The following is a 15,102-nucleotide window of genomic DNA, read 5'->3' as shown; positions in this document are numbered from 1 at the left end:
TTGCTGGACATCAACTATTCCCGCATGTCGAGCGCGGTGCCCCGGTTAGGCTCGATCGACGGTCATCCGCACGACCGGGTGACGTCGGAAGGAGAGTTGTGGACGCTGGATGCTCATGCGGCTGCGGCACGCCCTCTCGGTCGGCTTTCACGACGGTTTCGCTGCGCCCCGGCGCGGCACCCGCAGCGCGATCGTCGCAGCACGCCGTGCCGCAGGTGATCGTGCCGGACGGGTCGTTCGTCATGGGTGACTCCTCGGGCGACCGCAATGCCGCCGATGGCGAGGTGCCGCTGCACCGGGTGACGCTCGACGCATTCTCGATGGATGCCACGAGCGTGACCAATGACGACTTCGCCGTCTTCGTCGACGACACCGGCTACCGCACCGAGGCCGAGGAGTTCGGCTTCTCGGCGGTGTTCCATCTCGCCCTCGCCGCCGACGACGGCGACGTGCTGGGCCGACCGCCGCAGACCCCGTGGTGGGTCGGCGTGCGCGGCGCGGACTGGCGTCATCCTGGCGGGCAGCGCTCGGGCCTCGACGGGCTGGGCGATCACCCGGTGGTGCACATCAGCTGGAACGACGCCCAGGCGTACTGCGACTGGGCGGGGCGGCGACTGCCCACCGAGGCCGAGTGGGAGTACGCCGCGCGCGGCGGTCTCGAGCACCGCAAGTATCCATGGGGCGATGACGAGGTCGACCACGGCGGCTGGCGCACGAACATCTGGCAGGGCGAGTTCCCACGGATCAACACCCTCGAGGACGGCTGGCTGACCACCGCACCGGTGCGCTCGTTCGAGCCCAACGGGTACGGACTGTGGCAGATGGTCGGCAACGTGTGGGAGTGGGCATCCGATTGGTTCTCGCCCGGGTACTACCGCGTCTCGCCGTCGCACGCCCCGACCGGGCCGGAGCGCGGACAGTCGCGGGTGCTGCGGGGAGGCAGCTACCTGTGCCACTCGTCGTATTGCAACCGCTACCGCAACTCGGCCCGCTCGCAGAACACGCCCGACTCCTCGATGGGCAACGCCGGGTTCCGCACAGTAGGGCTGTAGCCAGCACCGTGTCGCCGTCAGATCGAGACGGTGAGCACGACGGCCAGGCCCAGCATCCCGGTTACCACCACCCCCGCGGCGAGCGCGAGCAGCGCACCCGCGCCGGACGCGCGCGGGGCGCGGCCCTGCCCGACGTCGTCCATGAAGGCGTGATGGCGGCGGCGCGAGACCCGCCAGAGCAGCGATGCCCCCAGCAGACCGACCATTCCCGGAACCACCCACTGCACGCCGCCCAGCCACAGCGGAAGCACGCGCAGCGAGATGAGCGAGCCGACCGCGAGCGACAGCGCGGTGCGCCGCCACGACAGCGAGGTGCGCTCGAGCTGCAGGCCGGCGTCGAACGGGCCGGACCACGACGGTCCGGTCGACGATCCGCCGACGTGATCGCTCATCGCAGCACGGCGAGCAGCACGAGCACGCCTGACGCGACCACCGCGACCGCGAGCACGATCCCCGTGGGAGGCTGCGGCAGCGGCCGGCCGAGCCGCATGGCCCGCTCCACCCGCGACCACTCCACCCAGGCGATGATCGGCAGCACGATGCCTGTGATGATCAGCACGAGCGACGCGGCCAGTCGCAGCGGGGCGTACATGTCGAGCGCGAGCGCCTCGAGCGCGACGCCACCGGCGATCAGCGCCAGCGCGGTGCGGGTCCAGGCGAGGAAGGTGCGCTCGTTCGCGAGCGAGAAGCGCACATCGGGCTCGCTGCCCTGCCCGAACACCGAACGCGGGAAACGACGGTCGGGATGCGCACTCACCCGATCAGGATACCGGCGGCCACACGCTCGCGATCCGCCCGGCCGAGTGGTCGGGTGAAAGCCCTCGCAATCCGCCCGGCGGAGTGGTGGAGTAGAGCAATGCGCGCAGTCATCATGCACGGACCCGGCGATGTCCGGGTCGAAGACGTCCCGACCCCCGAACTCGTCGAGCCGACCGACGCGATCATCCGCGTCGACGCAGCCTGCATCTGCGGCTCCGACCTGTGGCCCTATCGCGGCGTCTCGCCGGTGAAGCGGCCGTCGCGGATGGGCCACGAGTACATCGGCGTCGTCGAGCAGATCGGCGCCGAGGTGCACGACATCGAGGTCGGCGACTTCGTGGTCGGCTCGTTCATGGCATCCGACAACACATGCGAGATCTGTCTGGCCGGCTATCAGTCGCGGTGCATCCACGTCATCGGGATGGGCTCGATCGGCACGCAGGCCGAATACGCCCGGATCCCCTGGGCGGACGGAACGCTCGTCAAGGTCACGGGCGACATCACGCCCGAGCGTCGCCGCAGCCTCCTCGCCGCGTCGGACGTGCTCGGCACGGGTTGGTTCGCGGCGGTCGCGGCCGAGGCCTGCCCCGGCAAGACGGTGGCCGTCGTCGGCGATGGCGCGGTCGGCCTGCTCGGCGTCCTCGCCGCGTCCCAGCTGGGGGCCGAGCGCATCATCGCCATGTCGCGGCACGCCGACCGTCAGCAGCTCGCCCGTCGCTTCGGCGCGACCGACATCGTCGAAGAACGAGGGGATGCCGGCGTCGCGGCGATCAAGGAGATGACGGGCGGCTACGGCGCACACTCGACCATCGAGGCGGTCGGCACGCAGGAGGCGATGCACCAGGCCATCCGTTCGACCCGTGCCGGCGGCCATGTGGGGTTCGTCGGCGTCTCACACGGCGTGAGCCTCGACGGGCAGGAACTGTTCCTCTCGGGCATCCACCTGCACGGTGGTCCGGCGCCCGTGCGCCGCTTCCTGCCCGACCTGATCGAGCGGATCATGACCGATCAGATCGATCCCGGCGCGGTGTTCGATCAGGCGCTGTCGGTCGACGACGCGGCCGAGGGCTACCGGGCGATGGACGAGCGCCGCGCCATCAAGGTGATGCTCGAGTTCTGAGGCGGGCCCTGCTGTCTTGAGCCGGCTCAGGCGCTCGCGCGGCGGATGAGCACAGGGGCGAGCAGCAGATCGGCGGGGCGCGCGCCCTCGATCCACTCCACCAGGGCCGACACCGCGCGTTCGCCGAGCGCATCGAAATCCTGCCGCACGGTCGTCAGCGGGGGCTGGAAGTCCGCCGCGTCGGCGATGTCGTCGAACCCGATCACCGCCACGTCGTCGGGCACGCGGCGCCCGGATTCTGCGAGAGCCCGCAGCGCCCCGAGCGCCATCTGGTCGTTCGCGGCGAAGATCGCGGTGACGCCGGATGCAGGCATCCGCCCCACCGTGTCGAAGCCGGAGGCCGCGCTCCAGTCGCCCCGCGCGACGTCGGGCGGCTCGACGCCCGCCGCGGCGAGCGCCTCGCGCCAGCCGCGCTCGCGCTCGGCGGCGGCGAACGACCCGGCCGGGCCCGCGAGGTGATGCACCGTGCGGTGCCCGGCGCTCAGCAGGTGCTCGGTCGCATCGCGGGCGCCCGTGGCATGGTCGGTGCCGATGACGGTGAAGCGCTCGTCGGGTGGCGAGTCGACGACCACGAGGCGCAAGCCGGCCGATGCCGCATCGCGCGCCAGCGCGGTGGCCTCGTTCAGCACGATCGCGCCGTCGACGCCCTGGTCGCGGAGGCGATCGAAGGCGTCGGCGATGTCGGCATCCGCACCCAGGGTGAGCACGGTCAGCGCGTAGCCGCGCGACGCCGCCGCGTCGGCGACCGCGTGCAGCATGCGGGAGTTGCCGACCGTGGCGAGGGTCTGCGCGACGAGGCCGAGAGTCTGACTGCGGCCGGTGCGCAGGGCGCGCGCCGCGCGGTTCGGGCGGTAGCCGAGCTCGGCCATGGCCTGTTCGACGCGTGCGCGCGTCTCGGGATCGACCCTCGGACTGCCGTTCGCGACGCGGGAGACGGTCTGACCCGAGACACCCGCCCGCTGGGCGACCATCGCCATCGACACGCGTGCGGGGTGCGGCATCCGGCCTCCTCCGAATCGAGAGCACAACTAGGGAATGTTGACGTTATCACGCAGCTCGCGCTACCGTGTTGACGTGAACACGTCAGAATCTCCGGAACTGCGCGCGTCCGAACTCGGCGCCGGCGTCGTCAAGCGCTCCACCCGCCTCGCCGACGGCCGCGAGCTGTTCTACTACGACGATCCCGGCACGACCCTCGGCCCCGACCGAGCGGTCGATGCTCGCCCGCTCGACGGGCGTCCTGAGACCGCGACGATGCGCCAGGACATCCTTACCGGCGACTGGGTCAGCTTCGCCACGGCACGTCAGAACCGCGTCATGATGCCGAGCGCCGACGCGGACCCGCTGTCTCCGCAGTCGCCGACGAATCCGTCCGAGGTGCCGGCGAACTACGACGTCGCGGTCTTCGAGAACCGCTCGCCCGCCTTCGGTCCCGCGCTGGCCGAGGCCGTCGGCGATGCGCCCGAGGCGCGCAATTCCCCGCGCGGACTCGACGACCTCGCCGAGCTGGGCCTCGGCCGCACCCGCACGAGCATCGGCCGCTGCGAGGTCGTGTGCTTCAGCCCCGACCACGAGGGATCGTTCGGCACGCAGTCAGTCACCCGCGCGCGCACGGTGATCGAGGCGTGGGCAGACCGCACAGCCGCTCTGTCGTCGCTGCCCGGCATCCAGCAGGTGTTCCCGTTCGAGAACCGCGGCGAGGCGATCGGCGTGACGCTGCCCCACCCGCACGGACAGATCTACGCCTACCCGTACGTCACGCCGCGCACGCAGCGGCTGCTCGACAGCATCCATCGCACCGCACCGGACCTGATGACGCGGGTGCTCGACTCCGAGCGCGACTCCGACCGCGTCGTGCTGCAGGGCGAGCACTGGACCGCCTTCGTGCCGTTCGCGGCACGCTGGCCGCTCGAGGTGCAGCTCATGCCGCACCGCCACGCACCCGACTTCGCGGCGCTCACCGACGCCGAGCGCGACGAGCTCGCGCCTCTTTATCTGCGCCTGCTGCGCGGGGTGGATGCGCTGTACCCGACCCCCACGGCCTACATCGCCGGATGGCACCAGGCCCCCGTGAACACCGGCCGTGACACCGTGCGCATGCGCCTCGAGCTGACCAGCCCGCGCCGCGCGGAGGACAAGCTGAAGTTCCTCGCCGGGTCCGAGGCCGCGATGGGCGCGTGGACCGCCGAGATCCTTCCCGAGGTCGCCGCCGAGCGCCTCCGCACCGCCATCCAATCCGTTCCCGAGGTCACCGCATGAGCGCTCTCGACGCCGCCCGCACGCTGTTCACCCGGCTCACCGGCCGCGATCCCGAGGGCGTCTGGTCGGCGCCCGGCCGGGTGAACCTCATCGGCGAGCACACCGACTACAACGAGGGGTTCGTGCTGCCGTTCGCGATCCCGCATCGCACGTTCGCCGCCGCGAGCCTTCGTGACGACGACCGCATCCGGGTGACCTCGACCTTCGCTCCGGACCCGGTCGAGGTCGGCCTGGACGAACTGGCGACGCTGTTCCCGACGGCGTCGGGAGCGGAGCCCGCCGTGCCGGAGTGGTCTGCGTACGTGCTCGGTGTCGCCTGGGCCCTGCAGCTGGCAGCACCCGAGGCCCCGCTGCGCGGCGTCGACATCGCGATCGCATCCGACGTGCCGGTCGGGGCGGGCCTGTCGTCGTCCGCCGCGATCGAAGGCGCCGTGGCATCCGCCCTGAACGACCTGTGGAGCCTCGACCTCGACCCCGTCGCCCTCGCGCAGGTCGGTCGGCGCGCCGAGAACGAGGCGGTCGGCGCACCGACCGGGATCATGGATCAGATGGCGTCGATGCTCGGCCGCCCGGACGCGGCCACGTTCATCGACTGCCGTTCGCTGACCGCCGACTCGGTGCCCACCGGGTTCACCGGCGAAGGGCTCGAGGTGCTCGTCATCGACACGCAGGTGAGCCACTCGCACTCCACCGGCGGGTACCGCGAGCGGCGCGACGCCTGCGAGCGGGGAGCGGCGCTGATGGGCATTCCGTCGCTGCGCGATGCGGCCGAAGCCGACCTGCCGCGCGCCGCCGAGCTGATGGACGAGGTCACGTTCCGCCGTGTGCGCCACGTGATCACCGAGAACCAGCGCGTGCTCGACACCGTACTGGTGCTCAGATTCGACGGGCCGCGAGCGATCGGCGACCTGCTGGTCGCCTCGCACGCGTCGATGCGCGACGACTTCGAGATCTCGGTTCCCGAACTCGACCTCGCCGTCGAGACGGCGCTCGCGCACGGTGCTGTCGGGGCGCGGATGACCGGCGGCGGCTTCGGCGGCGCCGCGATCGCGCTCGTCGAGCGCGACGCCGTCGACCGGATGACGGATGCCGTCGCCCAGGCGTTCGCGGATGCCGGATTCGGCGCGCCGCACGTGTTCACCGTGCACCCCTCTGACGGCCCGCGCCGGGACGCCTGACGTCCCCATCCGGCAGCTCGTCGTCGAGCACGACGGCCGCGCCGCCGGCTGGGCGAGCTACGGTGACACACGCGAGGCCGATGCGCCCGGCCCGGGTGAACTGTGCCGCACCTACGCGCATCCGGATGCCTGGTCGACCGGCGTCGGCCACGCGCTGATCACCGCGGCGGAGGATGCCCTGCGCTCAGACGGCCACGAGACCGCGTACCTGTGGGCGCTCTCCTTCATTCTGCGGATTCGGGAGTTTTAGCGGGTTCTGTCTTCGGATCCGGTTGCATACGATGGGTTCTCATGTCAGGATCGGCGCATGACTGACAAGCCGAAGACCGCGACGCTGGACGACGTCTCGAAGCGGATCATCGAGCTGCTGCAGCAGGACGGCCGTCGGCCCTACGCCGAGATCGGCCGGGCGGTCGGTCTCAGCGAAGCCGCGGTCCGGCAGCGCGTGCAGCGTCTCACCGACTCGGGCGTCATGCAGATCGTGGCGGTCACTGACCCCCGGCAGCTCGGCTTCGCGCGGATGGCGATGATCGGCATCCGCACCTCCGGCGATCCGCGCGAGGTCGCCGAAGCCGTGAAGGCGTTCGACGAGATCGCGTACGTCGTCGTGACGCTCGGCACCTTCGACGTGCTCGCCGAGGCGATCTGCGAGACCGACGAAGACCTTCTCGAGCTGGTGTCGATGCGCGTGCGCGCGATCCCCGGGGTCGAGCACACCGAGAGCCTCATCTACGCCGGCCTGCACAAGGACTTCTACAACTGGGGCACGCGCTGACATCCGGCCCGACCCTCTTCACGAGAGAACGAGAACCATGGGCACCACCGTGTTCGAACGCTCGCGCCCGCGCGACAGCCTGATCGACGCCGCCCTGCGCGACACCAGGCACGCGACCTTCTGGCTCGACGACATCGAGCGCCCGAGCTACCCGCCGTTGGCCGACAGCACCCGCGCCGACCTCGTCATCGTCGGCGGCGGATATGCCGGTCTCTGGACGGCCGTGCGCGCCAAGGAGCGCGACCCGCAGCGCTCTGTCGTCGTGCTCGAGGCCGCCCGGATCGGCTGGGCGGCATCCGGTCGCAACGGTGGCTTCTGCGAGGCCAGCCTCACCCACGGCTACGAGAACGGCATGAGCCGCTGGCCGGGCGAGATGGAGCAGCTCGAGCGGCTCGGGCTCGAGAACCTCGACGGCATCCAGGAGGCGGTCGAGCGCTACGGCATGGACGTCGACTGGGAGCGCACCGGGCAGCTCGCCGTCGCCGTCGAGCCGCATCAGGTCGACTGGATGCAGGGCGAGGGCTTCCTGGATCAGGATGCCGTGCGCGCTGAGGTGCACTCCCCCACCTACCTCGCAGGCAGCTGGGACCGCATCGGATGCGCCATGATCCACCCGGCCAAGCTCGCGGTGGAGCTGGCGAGGGTGGCCACCGGGCTGGGCGTCGTGATCCACGAGCGCAGCCGCGTCACCGGCATCCGCGGGTCGGGTCGCCAGACCGTCGCCGTCGCGGGCGGGGCGACCGTCACCGCCGACCACGTCGCTCTCGCCACGAACGTGTTCCCGTCGCTGCTCAAGCGCAACCGGCTGATGACCGTGCCGGTGTACGACTACGTTCTGATGACCGAGCCGCTCAGCGCCGAGCAGCTGCGGTCCATCGGCTGGCGGAACAGGCAGGGGCTCGCCGACAGCGCCAACCAGTTCCACTATTGCCGGCTCAGCGCCGATGACCGCATCCTGTTCGGCGGCTACGACGCGATCTATCACTTCGGCGGCAAGGTGCGCGCCGAGCACGAGGAGCGCCCCGAGAGCTTCCGCAAGCTCGCCTCGCACTTCTTCACGACGTTCCCGCAGCTGGAAGGCGTTCGTTTCACCCACCGCTGGGCCGGCGCGATCGACTCGTGCAGCCGCTTCTGCGCGTTCTTCGGCACGGCCCGCGGTGGGCGCGTCGCGTACGCGACGGGGTTCACCGGCCTCGGCGTCGGCGCGAGCCGATTCGCCGCCGACGTCATGCTCGACGAACTCGAGGGGCTCACGACCGAGCGCACCGAGCTCGAGATGGTGCGCACACGCCCGATCCCGTTCCCGCCCGAACCCGCTGCGGCGCTCGGCGTCAACCTCGTGCGCCGAGCGATGGATCGCGCAGATCACAACGCGGGCAAGCGCGGCCTGCTGCTGAAGACCCTCGACGCCGTCGGAATGGGGTTCGACTCGTGAGCCTGCCGCTGGATGCCGCCGGAATCGTGAGCCCCTCACGCATGACCGGCTGCCCGCAGAGGTGGTTCGGGCGGGGGCGCCCGCTGTCGGCATCCGGGAATTCGGCCCGTTCGCCGGAGTCGAACTGGGCATCTGGGAGATGACCGGGGGTGCGGCGGTCGATACCGAGGTCGACGAGGTGTTCATCGCCTGACCCGGATACACACGGGGGGCCGACACTCCAGGTGTCGGACGTATTCGCAGGATGGGTCCGACATCTGGAGTGTCGGCCCCCGTTCTGTATGCGGGCGGACATGCGGGCAGGCGGGCGACGGGCGGGTCAGCCGCGGGCCAGCAGCGCGAGGTGCAGCGCCGCGACGGTCTCACCGTCGTCGAGGTCGACGCCGAGCAGGTCGGAGATCAGGGAGAGACGCTGGTAGAACACCGACCGTGACAGGTGGGATGCCGATGCCGCCGCGGTGCGGCTGCCGGGATGCGCCACGACGGCGGCGAGCACCCGCACCAGGTCGCCCTGGTGCTGCTCGTCGTACTGGATCAGCGGCGCGAGCAGACGCTCGCTGTGCTCCTGCAGCCGGTGGTCGTCGCCGAGCTCGCTGACCAGCCGGGTGAGCGGCCGGTCGTCGACACGACGCACCTCGCCCGCCCGCAGTCGCGCGGCGAGCAGACGAGTGGGACGGACGGATGCCAGCAGCTGAGCCACCGTGGCCGCATCGGGCCCCACGGCGAGACCCACCGCGGCCTCGCGCGCGGCTCGGCTCAGCGCGTTCGAGCGCAGCGCAGACGGTGCGGACACCAGCATCACGGCCGAACCGTCATACACGGCACCCAGCGCCCTGGCAGCGCCGCGATCGGTGGCCTCGGCTGCGGTGAGGATGGCGATCAGGGCATCCAGCGCCGCCTCATCCGCACCCTCGGCGACCAGCACCCCCAGCAGCCGCCCCCGCACCGGGAGCCCCGCCGCCTGCAGGCGGGCGGCGACATCCTCGTCGCCGGTGTGCCTGCCGCTGAGCACCGCGTCGACCAGATCGCGCGCGGGCAGCACGGCCCATTCGTCGGGTCCGTCCGCCAGCCGCGCGAGCGCGAGGGCGGTCGCGGCGAGCTCGAGCACGGTCACCCGTCCCGCCGGATGCTCGGGCCCCGGCAGCGCGACGAGGGAGCCCCAGCGCACGCCGCGGGCCTCGACCGGCACCGCGAGCAGTCCGCGTCCGGACCGCGAGCGCGCCGGCCAGTCATCGAGCGCCTCGCTCGCCGCCTCCCCCCACAGCTCGGCGGTGACCACCTCGCGGCTCAGCGTCTCGAGCACGACCGGCGCACCCAGCGCCCGCGCGGCGGCGTGCACGACGGTGTCGGCCGGAGCTCCGCGCAGCGTCAGGCCGGTGAACAGCTCGTGCAGGCGCTGCCGTTCCTGCAGCGCCTCCCACTGTCCCGCGATGATGCGCCGGTGCACCGCCTCGGTGACCGCCACGAACTTGACAACGCGCTCCAGCGCGATCAGAGCGAGACCGTGCGCGCGGCATGCCGCGATCAGTGCGGGCGGCGCGAGCGGGAACCGGGTGCCGAGCTCGAGCACGACACCCGCCACCCCGGCATCGGCCAGGCTCGCGGCGACCGAGCGCAGCGCGGCATCCGTTCCGCTCCACCCTGCCGCTGTCGTCAGCAGCAGCTCACCGCCGTCGAGCAGACCCGCGACTTCGTCGCTGTCCGACACGTGCACCCAGCGCACCCGGGCATCGAGCGCGGCGCCGCCGACGAGCACCTGCGGGTCACCCCGGCTCAGCACTCCGGCATCGAGCACGTCACGCACCCGCGGCAGCGCGATATCGTCCGGACTATCTGTCCGGATGCATCGATTCTCCGTACGCTTTGCGGCCATGCATCCATCCTGCCCAATGCTTTGATGAGAAACGAGCCGGATCGTTCTTCCGGACAGTCTGTGCGAACGCGCCCATCTCGACGAGGAGAATCCCCGTGACAACGATCCGTCACTACATCGACGGCGCCGAGACCGGCGCCACCGACCGAACGCTGCCGGTCTACAACCCCGCCACAGGCGAGGCGCACCGCCAGGTCGCCGCCGCCAGCGCGCACGAGGTCGAGGCGGCGATCGCGTCGGCCAAGGCCGCGCAGCCGGCGTGGCGCGCCTCGAGCCTGATCAAGCGCGCCGATGTGTTCTTCCGCCTGCGGCAGATCCTCGCCGAGCGCACGCATGAGCTGGCTGCGATCGTCACCAGCGAGCACGGCAAGGTGCTCTCGGATGCCGCCGGCGAGGTGTCGCGGGGCATCGAGAATGTCGAGTTCGCGGCCGGCCTGCTGCACCACCTCAAGGGCGAGCGCGCCGAGCAGGTCTCGCGCGGCGTCGACGTGCACTCGGTCAAGCAGCCGGTCGGCGTCGTCGCCTGCATCACGCCGTTCAACTTCCCGGTGATGGTGCCGCTGTGGATGGTCGCCTCGGCGATCGCCTGCGGCAACACCGTCGTGCTCAAGCCCAGCGAGAAGGATCCGTCTGCGGCGATCTGGCTGGCGAAGGCGTTTCAGGAGGCGGGCCTGCCCGACGGCGTGCTCAACGTCGTGAACGGCGACAAGGAAGCCGTCGACACCCTGCTCGATTCGAAGGACATCGGCGCAGTGAGCTTCGTCGGCTCGACGCCGATCGCCCGGTCGATCTATCAGCGCGCGTCTGCCAACGGCAAGCGCGTGCAGGCTCTGGGTGGCGCGAAGAACCACATGGTCGTCATGCCCGACGCCGACCTCGACGGCGCGGTCGCGGCGGCGATCTCGGCCGCGTACGGCTCGGCGGGCGAGCGCTGCATGGCCGTGTCGGTGCTGGTCGCGGTCGGCGACATCGCAGACGACCTGATCGACGGCATCCGCTCCCGCATCGCCGACCTGCGCATCGGTGACGGCACCGACGCCGCCAGCGAGATGGGTCCGCTGATCACCCGCGAGCACCGCGACCGGGTCGCCTCGTACGTCGCCGGCGCCGCAGCGGAGGGCGCCACCGTCGTCGTCGACGGCACACAGAAGGCGTTCGACGGCGACGGCTTCTTCACCGGCGTGAGCCTGATCGACGGCGTCGAGCCGGGCATGAAGGTCTACGAGGACGAGATCTTCGGTCCGGTGCTCTCGGTCGTGCGCGTCGACAGCTACGCCGAGGCCGTCGAGCTGATCAACGCCAATCAGTACGGCAACGGCACGGCGATTTTCACCCGCGACGGCGGCACCGCGCGTCAGTTCGAGTTCGACATCGAGGTCGGCATGGTCGGCGTCAATGTTCCGATCCCCGTGCCGGTCGGGGCGTTCTCGTTCGGCGGCTGGAAGGACTCGCTGTTCGGCGACTCGCACATCTACGGCCCGGAGTCGATCAGCTTCTACACGCGCTCGAAGGTCGTCACCACACGCTGGCCCGACCACACCCCGGCGCAGGTCGACCTCGGCTTCCCGAGCAACCACTGAGGGAGAGGATCATGAGCCAGTACACCGACCGCCACGGAACCACGCACCCGCTGCCGGATGCCGAGGCCGAGGCGCAGGTGCGCGCCGACGACCGCGCGCACGTCTTCCACTCGTGGAGCGCACAGGCGCTCATCGACCCGGTTCCGGTCGCTGCCGGAGCGAGATCGACGTTCTGGGACTACGCCGGAAACGCGTACCTCGACTTCGCGAGCCAGCTGGTCAACCTGAACCTCGGGCACCAGCATCCGGATCTCGTCGCGGCGATCCAGCAGCAGGCGGGACGCCTGGCGACCATCCAGCCGTCGGTGGCGAACGACGTGCGCGGAGAGCTCGCCCGGCTGATCGCCGGCGTCGCTCCCGACGGCCTCGAGAAGGTGTTCTTCACCAACGGCGGCGCCGAGGCGAACGAATACGCGGTGCGCCTCGCACGCCAGTCGACGGGCCGCCGCAAGGTGCTCTCGATGTATCGCAGCTACCACGGCTCGACGTCGACGGCCATCTCGCTCACCGGCGACCCGCGGCGATGGGCCAATGACGTCAGCGACACCGGAGCCGTGCGCTTCTTCGGACCGTACCTGTACCGGACGCCGTTCCACTCGTCGACTCTGCAGGAGGAGTCGCAACGCGCTCTCGAGCACCTCGAACAGACCATTCTGCTGGAGGGGCCGTCGACGATCGCGGCGATCATCATCGAATCGGTGGTCGGCACGAACGGCGTGCTCGTGCCACCGCCCGGGTACCTGCAGGGCGTGCGCGAGCTGTGCGACCGGCACGGCATCGTCTACATCGCCGACGAGGTCATGGTCGGCTTCGGCCGCATGGGCGAATGGTTCGGGTTCCAGGCGTACGGCGGGCAGCCCGACCTGATCACGTTCGCGAAGGGGGTGAACTCGGGATACGTGCCGCTGGGCGGCGTGGTCATCTCCGACCGGATCGCCGAGCACTTCGACACGACGCCGTTCGGCGGGGGACTCACTTATTCGGGGCATCCGCTGGCGTGCGCCGCCGGCGTGGCGACCTTCGAGGTGTTCGCGCGCGACGGGATCCTCGAGCGGGTGCGCGACCTCGGTGAGCGGGTCGTCGAGCCGACGATGCGCTCGTGGGTCGACTCGCATCCGAGTGTGGGCGAGGTGCGCGGGCGCGGACTGTTCTGGGCCGTCGAGCTGGTTCGCGACCTCGAGACCCGCGAGCCGCTCGTGCCGTTCAACGCGTCGGGAGCGGATGCCGCCCCCATGGGCGCGTTCGCCGCCGCCGCGAAGAAGGCGGGCGTCTGGCCGTTCGTGCACTTCAACCGCACGCACATCGCCCCGCCGCTCGTGATCACCGAGGACGAGCTGGTGCGCGGCCTGTCGGCGATCGACGAGGCCCTGACGGTGGCGGACGAGTACACCGCCTGACGCCTCGTACGCGGCGGGCGCCGCCCGCGGGGATGGAAGACGCCGGTGAGCACAGCCGCGCACCGGCGTTTTCCATCCCGGGGTTCGCCCGGCGGGTGAGAAACGCCGGTGAGCACACCCCCGAAAGGGGTGGATACGCTGATGCGGTGGAGCAGCAGTCGCAGACAGAGGTCGCGCAGACGGCCGAGGGGCCGGTGCGCGGCATCCGCCGGCCGGATGGATCGCTTGCGTTTCTCGGCATCCCGTACGCCGCCCCGCCCACCGGGCGCCGACGCTTCCAGCCGCCGCAACCCGTCACGCCGTGGACCGAACCGCTCGACGCGACCCGGTACGGCCCGACGCCGCAGCGCCGCGAGGAGCCGAACGCGATCATCCCCGAACCGAGCATCCCCGGCGCCGGGACCCTCAACCTCAACATCTTCACCGGTTCGCTCGACGGATCCCGCCCCGTGCTCGTCTGGATCCATGGCGGCGGGTACTCATCGGGTTCGTCGGCGAGCCCGTGGTACGACGGCCGCGCCTTCGTGCGCGACGGGATCGTCGTGGTCGCGATCTCGTACCGCCTCGGCTTCGACGGCTTCGGTGTGATCGACGGAGCACCCGACAATCGCGGCGTGCGCGACTGGCTCGCCGCTCTCGATTGGGTGCAGCGCAGCATCGCAGCCTTCGGCGGCGACCCGTCGCGCGTGACGGTCGCGGGGCAGTCGGCCGGCGGCGGGGCGGTGCTCACGCTGCTCGGGATGCCCGAAGCGCAGCACCTGTTCCGCGCGGGCATCTCGATCAGCGGCGCCCTCAGCGACCTGCCGCGCGACCGCGCGAGGAAGCGCAGCGAGCGCCTCGCGTCGATGGTCGGCTGCGAACCGACGCTCGACGGGTTCCGCGGTGTGAAGGAGCGCGAGCTCACGCGGCGCCAGTACGAGGCATCCCTGCTCGGCAAGACCGGCCTCGCCGCGACGACCGCCACGCTCACCGACGGGCTGCCCTGGGGGCCGGTGATCGACGGCGAGCTGATCACCCGCCCGACCGTCGACTCGTACGCCGCGGGCGTCGGCGCCGACAAGCCGCTGCTGCTCGGCGCGACCGACGACGAGTTCACGATGGTGTTCGATCACGCCCCGCGCATCCTGCGCTGGGTGCCCGTGCCGCTCGCGCTGCTCATCGTCGAGAAGACCCCCGCGCTGCGCCGCGGCTGGCGCCGGGCGAACCGCACGCGACGCCGTGCGGGCGCCGCGCTGGGTCGTTTCGTCACCGATCGCGTCTTCCGCTCACTCGTCGTGCGGATCGCCGAGACCAGACGGGATGCCCGCACCTGGGCGTACCGGTTCGCCTGGACGTCGCCGACGAACGGGTGGTCGTACCACTGCCTCGACGTGCCGTTCTGGTTCGACTGCCTCGCCGACCCGCACGTGGCCCGCATCGCCGGCGAGCGTCCTCCCCAGCGCCTCGCCGACGAGATGCACGCCGCGGCGGTCGCGTTCATCCGCGACGTCGATCCCGGCTGGCCTGCCTGGCGCAGCGAGCCGGGCATCACCCGCGTGTTCGGCGACCAGCCTGCGCTCTCGCGCTCGGCCTACGACGACGCGCTGCCGCTGATCTGAGCCGCCGCTCGCGCGTCCCTGCCGCTACACGCCCTCCGCTGGGCCCGAATGGCGGCCTCGCCCGAGAGGAGGCGAC

The 15,102-nt window shown here is 71.2% G+C and carries 14 protein-coding genes; 10 read left to right on the top strand and 4 right to left on the bottom strand.

The genetic code is table 11. The features are described from left to right. Positions 1–98: 98 nt before the first annotated feature. Positions 99–1,052 (top strand): formylglycine-generating enzyme family protein, encoded by a 954-nt coding sequence (locus ACWGSM_RS09705; RefSeq protein WP_452322708.1) that lies wholly within the window; start codon positions 99–101, stop codon positions 1,050–1,052. A 17-nt stretch (positions 1,053–1,069) separates the two neighbouring features. On the opposite strand, the gene ACWGSM_RS09700 is transcribed toward ACWGSM_RS09705, so the two are convergent. Together ACWGSM_RS09700 and ACWGSM_RS09695 are read right to left on the bottom strand one after the other, a co-directional pair. After that, entirely contained in the window at positions 1,070–1,444 is a 375-nt protein-coding gene (locus ACWGSM_RS09700) for a DUF202 domain-containing protein (protein ID WP_452322707.1), read from the bottom strand. Continuing rightward, positions 1,441–1,809 carry a YidH family protein gene (locus ACWGSM_RS09695; RefSeq protein ID WP_452322706.1) on the bottom strand — a complete coding sequence of 123 codons (369 nt, stop codon included), beginning with the start codon at positions 1,807–1,809 and terminating at the stop codon, positions 1,441–1,443. Before ACWGSM_RS09695 ends, ACWGSM_RS09700 begins: the two co-directional genes overlap by 4 nt. 99 nt (positions 1,810–1,908) lie before the next feature. Here ACWGSM_RS09695 and ACWGSM_RS09690 point away from each other — a divergent pair, with 99 nt between their 5' ends. Further along, complete coding sequence (locus ACWGSM_RS09690; protein ID WP_452322705.1) at positions 1,909–2,931, top strand: zinc-dependent alcohol dehydrogenase family protein; 1,023 nt, start codon at positions 1,909–1,911, stop codon at positions 2,929–2,931. A 26-nt stretch (positions 2,932–2,957) separates the two neighbouring features. Here the strand turns inward: ACWGSM_RS09690 and ACWGSM_RS09685 are convergent, their stop codons facing one another. After that, positions 2,958–3,932, bottom strand: coding sequence for a LacI family DNA-binding transcriptional regulator (locus ACWGSM_RS09685; protein WP_452322704.1), 975 nt, complete (start codon positions 3,930–3,932; stop codon positions 2,958–2,960). A 73-nt stretch (positions 3,933–4,005) separates the two neighbouring features. Here ACWGSM_RS09685 and galT point away from each other — a divergent pair, with 73 nt between their 5' ends. Genes galT through ACWGSM_RS09660 form a run of 5 tightly spaced genes read left to right on the top strand, consistent with a single transcriptional unit; the run spans position 4,006 to position 8,578 of the window. Next, positions 4,006–5,190: a galactose-1-phosphate uridylyltransferase gene (galT, locus tag ACWGSM_RS09680; protein WP_452322703.1), complete on the top strand. Its 1,185-nt coding sequence runs from the start codon at positions 4,006–4,008 to the stop codon at positions 5,188–5,190. Continuing rightward, on the top strand, positions 5,187–6,368 hold the full coding sequence (gene galK, locus ACWGSM_RS09675) for a galactokinase (protein WP_452322702.1): 1,182 nt from the start codon (positions 5,187–5,189) through the stop codon (positions 6,366–6,368). The genes galT and galK overlap by 4 nt, the downstream gene beginning before the upstream one ends. After that, positions 6,301–6,618, top strand: coding sequence for an N-acetyltransferase family protein (locus ACWGSM_RS09670; protein WP_452322701.1), 318 nt, complete (start codon positions 6,301–6,303; stop codon positions 6,616–6,618). The genes galK and ACWGSM_RS09670 overlap by 68 nt, the downstream gene beginning before the upstream one ends. A gap of 57 nt (positions 6,619–6,675) precedes the next feature. Continuing rightward, complete coding sequence (locus ACWGSM_RS09665) at positions 6,676–7,143, top strand: Lrp/AsnC family transcriptional regulator (RefSeq protein ID WP_452322700.1); 468 nt, start codon at positions 6,676–6,678, stop codon at positions 7,141–7,143. Between the two features lie 37 nt (positions 7,144–7,180). Further along, positions 7,181–8,578 (top strand): NAD(P)/FAD-dependent oxidoreductase, encoded by a 1,398-nt coding sequence (locus ACWGSM_RS09660; protein WP_452322699.1) that lies wholly within the window; start codon positions 7,181–7,183, stop codon positions 8,576–8,578. A 319-nt stretch (positions 8,579–8,897) separates the two neighbouring features. Here ACWGSM_RS09660 and ACWGSM_RS09655 read toward each other — a convergent pair whose 3' ends face one another. Next, positions 8,898–10,451: a PucR family transcriptional regulator gene (locus ACWGSM_RS09655; protein WP_452322698.1), complete on the bottom strand. Its 1,554-nt coding sequence runs from the start codon at positions 10,449–10,451 to the stop codon at positions 8,898–8,900. A 95-nt stretch (positions 10,452–10,546) separates the two neighbouring features. On the opposite strand from ACWGSM_RS09655, the gene ACWGSM_RS09650 reads away from it, so the two are divergent. From ACWGSM_RS09650 to ACWGSM_RS09640, 3 genes are all read left to right on the top strand, one after another. Next, the gene (locus tag ACWGSM_RS09650; RefSeq protein WP_452322697.1) at positions 10,547–12,031 is read left to right on the top strand and encodes a CoA-acylating methylmalonate-semialdehyde dehydrogenase; all 1,485 of its coding nucleotides are present in this window, start codon (positions 10,547–10,549) and stop codon (positions 12,029–12,031) included. An 11-nt stretch (positions 12,032–12,042) separates the two neighbouring features. Further along, complete coding sequence (locus tag ACWGSM_RS09645; RefSeq protein ID WP_452322696.1) at positions 12,043–13,428, top strand: aminotransferase class III-fold pyridoxal phosphate-dependent enzyme; 1,386 nt, start codon at positions 12,043–12,045, stop codon at positions 13,426–13,428. 146 nt (positions 13,429–13,574) lie between these two features. Further along, positions 13,575–15,026 (top strand): carboxylesterase/lipase family protein, encoded by a 1,452-nt coding sequence (locus tag ACWGSM_RS09640; RefSeq protein ID WP_452322695.1) that lies wholly within the window; start codon positions 13,575–13,577, stop codon positions 15,024–15,026. The last annotated feature ends 76 nt before the right edge of the window (positions 15,027–15,102 follow it).

It is taken from the genome of Microbacterium sp. NPDC055521 (assembly GCF_053619695.1).
Note: the sequence above shows the minus strand (reverse complement) of the source record. Positions and strands in the feature narration are given on the sequence as shown.

Coding starts and splice junctions, on each gene's coding strand:
- ACWGSM_RS09655 (WP_452322698.1), bottom strand. CDS start 10,451: ATGGCCGCAAAGCGTACGGAGAATCGATGCATCCGGACAGATAGTCCG.
- ACWGSM_RS09685 (WP_452322704.1), bottom strand. CDS start 3,932: ATGCCGCACCCCGCACGCGTGTCGATGGCGATGGTCGCCCAGCGGGCG.
- ACWGSM_RS09660 (WP_452322699.1), top strand. CDS start 7,181: ATGGGCACCACCGTGTTCGAACGCTCGCGCCCGCGCGACAGCCTGATC.
- ACWGSM_RS09690 (WP_452322705.1), top strand. CDS start 1,909: ATGCGCGCAGTCATCATGCACGGACCCGGCGATGTCCGGGTCGAAGAC.
- ACWGSM_RS09665 (WP_452322700.1), top strand. CDS start 6,676: ATGACTGACAAGCCGAAGACCGCGACGCTGGACGACGTCTCGAAGCGG.
- ACWGSM_RS09700 (WP_452322707.1), bottom strand. CDS start 1,444: ATGAGCGATCACGTCGGCGGATCGTCGACCGGACCGTCGTGGTCCGGC.
- galK (WP_452322702.1), top strand. CDS start 5,187: ATGAGCGCTCTCGACGCCGCCCGCACGCTGTTCACCCGGCTCACCGGC.
- ACWGSM_RS09645 (WP_452322696.1), top strand. CDS start 12,043: ATGAGCCAGTACACCGACCGCCACGGAACCACGCACCCGCTGCCGGAT.
- ACWGSM_RS09670 (WP_452322701.1), top strand. CDS start 6,301: ATGCCGGATTCGGCGCGCCGCACGTGTTCACCGTGCACCCCTCTGACG.